Origin of the sequence: Poseidonocella sp. HB161398 (genome assembly GCF_005870025.1) — a bacterium.
In the GTDB taxonomy this organism is placed as follows: domain Bacteria; phylum Pseudomonadota; class Alphaproteobacteria; order Rhodobacterales; family Rhodobacteraceae; genus Mangrovicoccus.
Genome location: NZ_VATA01000157.1, coordinates 1 through 4,220, shown reverse-complemented (window position 1 = coordinate 4,220; position 4,220 = coordinate 1). Strand labels below are relative to the sequence as shown.

Here is a 4,220-nt window from a genome sequence, read left to right as displayed (position 1 = left end):
GCGCGCTTACGCCCGACCTCGGAGAGAACCATGACCCCCGAAGGACAGATCAGACCTCCGCTTGACAAGGCCGCAATCAGAGAACCACCTCTGCTTGGGCCCGGCGACCGTCGTGAGCCCGTATTTCCATTCTATCGGGGGACAGCCACCAACCAAACTCAACTGGTGTCAGGGCGACTCGCTCCCGCGATTACCCCATGTTGGGTAGCTTTGCGGTTTCTGCCTGCCCGCAGGACCTGATCATCATCAACGGCACCGATGGAGTTCCGCGCGGCATCAGCCTCCGGATCAAGCGCGCCGCCTGACGCGCGGCCAAGGCGGGCTTCGTGCCCGCGCTTGGTGGCGACGTGCTGGAACGCGATGCCCACGAAGGGTTCGGAGAGGGCAGCTATGAAGCGGTCTTCTCCAACGTGGCCTTCCACTGGTTCCGCGATCCCGGGCTGGTGATGCGCCATGCCTTACGCGCCTTGCGCCCCGGCGGACGGCTGGTGGTCGAGCAGGGCGGTTTCGGCAACGTGGCCGCCGTGATCACCGCGCTGGAGGCCGCGGACCTGGCGGATCGCGCCCGCTGCTCCTGGGATTTCCCCTCGGTCCCGACGCAGCGCGCGCGGCTCGAGGCGGCGGGCTTCACCGTCGAAACCTGCGTGCTGATCGGACGCCAGACGCCGCTTTCGGCCGGCATGGCTGGCTGGATACCTTCGCCGGGCCCTACCTCTCGGGGCTGGAACCGGCGCGGGCCGATGCGGTGCGGCGCCTGGGGCGCTGCATGATCCCGCAACCGGCTGGATGGCCGATTACGTCCGGCTGGGCTTTGCCGCCCATCGTCCCGCGTAAAGCCGTGGGGCGCGCCTAGCGCGCGCCCCGCAGATGCACTGTCGGCGGGGCGGTGGCGTATTTCACTTGGGTCAGCGCGAAGCTGGAGCGGATCTTGGAGACCCCGGGGATCTGTGTCGGGCAATCCAGCCGCGCAAGGTCGCCGTTACTGCCGTCATGAGGAAGCTTGTCGTCCTTGCGAACGCATTGATCAGGGATGGAAGCTATATCCACTAAATTCTCTATACGAACGAACACAGGGCTGACAACGTTTAGAAAATTCGATGACTCGGAGGGGAAGACTGTGAGCGTCACGAGCGGGTCATCTTGCGGGTGAGCTCTGCGCGCCAGAGATAGTCGGTACGCACTTTCAGGAGAGGTTGCCGATGAGCTTCGACGAGCCGAAAAGTACAGATAATGCCATGCATCAAGTCATGCATGAAGCCCGTTCCTCAAGGTCGATCCCACGGCCGAGGACGACATGTGGTATCGCAGGCTCTGGGATTTCGCCGACCGGCATTTCATCGACCACGATCGCGGCGGCTGGCTACCCGAGATCGACCCGGCCGGCCGACCCGTCGCCCGTCAGTTCGCAGGCAAGCCCGACATTTATCATTCTTCGCAGGCATCCCTCTTTCCGCTTGTCCCTTGCGTCAGCGGACAGCTTGCAGCCCTGCAGGCGCGGCCCTGAGCCGTCGCGCCGCGCATCACTTTCAGGAAAGGACATCCCATGCTGAATGTCGAAACCCGCCACGCCATCCACCCCGATCACGCCAGATCCATGGACAGCGAGGCATTGCGCCAGGCGTTTCTGGCGCAGGAGCTGTTCCAGCCGGGACAGATCCGTCTGGTCTATACCCATTACGACCGCTTCACGCTTGGCGGCGTGGTTCCGGACGGGGCCGATCTGGTGCTGGACGCGGTGGCCGAGACGAAGACCGCCAGCTTTCTCGACCGGCGCGAGATGGGCATCGTGAACATCGGCGGCACAGGCACGGTCGCGGCCGCAGGCCAAAGCTGGACGCTAGAGGCGGGGGACGTGCTCTATCTGGGCTTGGGCGCCGGTCCCGTCACCTTCGGCGGTCAGGGCCGCTTCTATGTCGCATCGGCGCCTGCACATCGCGCCTTCCCGCACCGGCTTGTGACGCCTGCCGATTGCAAGGAGGTCCGGATGGGCGCGGTCGAGACATCGAACAAGCGCACGATCAAGATGTTCATCCACCCCGAGGTCATGTAAAGCTGCCAGTTGATCCTGGGCTATACTTCGCTGGAGGACGGCTCGGTCTGGAACACCATGCCCGCCCATGTCCATGACCGCCGGATGGAGGCCTATCTCTATTGGGGCATGACCCCCGGGGCCGGTGTCCTGCACCTAATGGGCGAGCCGACCGAGACGCGCCATCTGTTCATCGCCAACGAGGAGGCCGCGATCTCGCCCACATGGTCGATCCATTCGGGCGCTGGGATCGGGGCCTATACCTTCATCTGGGCGATGGCGGGGGACAATGTCGATTACACCGACATGGAGCCTGTACAGCTCAAGGACCTGCGCTGATGGCGGATCTGTTCTCGCTTGCCGGGCATCGCGCCTTCGTCACCGGGGCGAACACCGGCATCGGTCAGGCCATCGCCGTGGCGCTGGCCAGTCAGGGCGCAGATGTGACCTGCGCCGGGCGGCGTCCCTGCGACGAAACCATCGCCATGATCACCGCCGCGGGCGGTCGGGCCGATGCGGCGCTGATCGACTTTGCGGACCCCATGGCCGCGCGGGAGGTCTTCGCGGGCGCGGACTATACGCTGCTGGTCAACAATGCCGGGATCATCCGGCGCGCCGATGCCGTCGATCATTCCGAGGCCGATTGGGATGCGGTGATCGACACCAACCTCAAGGCCGTGTTCTTCACTTGTCAGGCCTTCGGGCGGGAACTGATCGCAAGCGGGCAGGAGGGGTCGATCGTCAACATCGCCTCGCTTCTGTCGCTCCAGGGCGGGATCCGCGTTCCGGGCTATACCGCCAGCAAGCACGGGGTGGCGGGTCTGACCAAGCTTCTGGCCAACGAATGGGCGCCCCATGGCATCACGGTCAATGCCATCGCCCCGGCTATATCGCCACGAACAACACCGAGGCGCTGCGCGAGGACCCCGACCGCTCGCGGCAGATCCTGGAACGCATCCCCGCCGGTCGGTGGGGGCGCCCCGAGGATATCGGCGGCACGGCGGCCTTCCTGTGTTCGCGGGCGGCGCGATACCTGACCGGCGCGGTGCTGAACGTCGACGGCGGCTGGCTGGCACGCTGATCGCGCAGGACGCGGCCCGACCGCCGCAAATCATGAGGGAGAGAGACCATGAGGCCCATTTACCACGCCTTGCCCAAGGCCCGCCTCGGCTGGACGCTGTTCGCCGCGGGGCTTTTGATGGCAGTTTCGCCGGGATATCCGACCCCGGCGCTGGCCTCGCCGCCGGAACTGGGTCTGCCCCAGCAGATCAAGGGCGACTGAATGAGCCGCCTCTTCGCGCCCGACATGGCGGCGGCCGATCTGGAGGGGACGATCGATGTCGCCCTGTCGGATGACGGCTTCGCGGTCACGGGGCAGCCCGTGAAGGGCACGACCGTTTCGGTGCATCGCGCCATTGCGGGGCTTGCGACGGGGCTGTCGTTCTCGCCCGCTGCCGCGGCAGTCTGCTGGTCGACACGTCAAAGCAATGACACCAAGTCAACCAGGTTGCGATTCAAGCCACCAGACTGCCCGAGCATATTCACAGTCAGGTTGCCATCCGCTTCCCAACCACGGCTGCTTGGGCCGCTTTTCAGGCGGCGAGCTTGGCGGTGCATCCGTTCCAAAGATCGAAAGCATCTGACCGCGGGTGGCGGTCGGACGTGGCGGAGAGACCGTGGCGCTTTGGCCCGGACAAGGCGGCTGCCTCACCATGAACCGGCGGAAACGCCGGGCATGGTCGGGCGACTTGAACCGGCCCATGCTCTTCCCGCGGCGCCTCGTGTGGCGGTGGCTAGCGTCGGAACGGTTGTTCAGTCCCCTGCGCTGGCGGTGTTCGACTCCCGGTGCGAATTCGGCTTTCGCGGCCGCGCAGGAGGCGAGCTTGTCGGCCACCAGGACGCGCGGCATGCCCCTGCGCCGGAGACGCACGCAGAACAAGCGCTTTGCGGCTACTTTTCCGCGCCGCTGCTGAACGAGGGTTTTGAGGAATGCGTCATGCGTTCAAGCATGCTGGCGAATGCCGGTCCCGCCCACCGCGCGCCGCAGCCAATGGGCCTTGCCGTTCATCCGGATGACGACCTCGTCGAGATGCCATTTGTCCGAGGTAACGGATAGAACCCACCGGATGCTGGCGGCAAATTGATGGCCGAAGCGGCCGACCCGGCCGCGGATCGTTTCGCGGGAGACCGT

4 protein-coding genes and 4 pseudogenes are annotated in these 4,220 nt (G+C 65.5%); 5 read left to right on the top strand and 3 right to left on the bottom strand.

All coding sequences use genetic code 11. The annotated features are described in order from the left end of the window. Positions 1 to 326 precede the first annotated feature (326 nt). Positions 327 to 770, top strand: coding sequence for a class I SAM-dependent methyltransferase (locus FGX59_RS36080; RefSeq protein WP_138473375.1), 444 nt, complete (start codon positions 327 to 329; stop codon positions 768 to 770). Between the two features lie 79 nt (positions 771 to 849). Here the strand turns inward: FGX59_RS36080 and FGX59_RS39505 are convergent, their stop codons facing one another. Next, on the bottom strand, positions 850 to 1,128 hold the full coding sequence (locus tag FGX59_RS39505; protein ID WP_206078549.1) for a hypothetical protein: 279 nt from the start codon (positions 1,126 to 1,128) through the stop codon (positions 850 to 852). A gap of 166 nt (positions 1,129 to 1,294) precedes the next feature. Here FGX59_RS39505 and FGX59_RS36065 point away from each other — a divergent pair, with 166 nt between their 5' ends. The 4 genes and pseudogenes from FGX59_RS36065 (at position 1,295) to FGX59_RS37980 (ending at position 3,311) form a co-directional block, all read left to right on the top strand. Continuing rightward, positions 1,295 to 1,504 (top strand): AGE family epimerase/isomerase, encoded by a 210-nt coding sequence (locus tag FGX59_RS36065; RefSeq protein WP_138473374.1) that lies wholly within the window; start codon positions 1,295 to 1,297, stop codon positions 1,502 to 1,504. 39 nt (positions 1,505 to 1,543) lie between these two features. Continuing rightward, a pseudogene (gene kduI, locus FGX59_RS36060) lies at positions 1,544 to 2,368 on the top strand (5-dehydro-4-deoxy-D-glucuronate isomerase). Further along, a pseudogene (gene kduD, locus FGX59_RS36055) lies at positions 2,368 to 3,110 on the top strand (2-dehydro-3-deoxy-D-gluconate 5-dehydrogenase KduD). The pseudogenes kduI and kduD overlap by 1 nt, the downstream one beginning before the upstream one ends. 48 nt (positions 3,111 to 3,158) lie before the next feature. Then, positions 3,159 to 3,311, top strand: a complete 153-nt coding sequence (locus tag FGX59_RS37980) for a hypothetical protein (protein ID WP_171061011.1) — start codon at positions 3,159 to 3,161, stop codon at positions 3,309 to 3,311. Positions 3,312 to 3,527: 216 nt separating this feature from the next. Here the strand turns inward: FGX59_RS37980 and FGX59_RS39990 are convergent. Both FGX59_RS39990 and FGX59_RS38410 read right to left on the bottom strand, forming a co-directional pair. Beyond that, positions 3,528 to 4,007 (bottom strand): annotated as a pseudogene (locus FGX59_RS39990) (DDE-type integrase/transposase/recombinase); the annotation flags it as partial. Positions 4,008 to 4,031: 24 nt separating this feature from the next. After that, positions 4,032 to 4,220, bottom strand: a pseudogene (locus FGX59_RS38410) (IS6 family transposase); the annotation flags it as partial.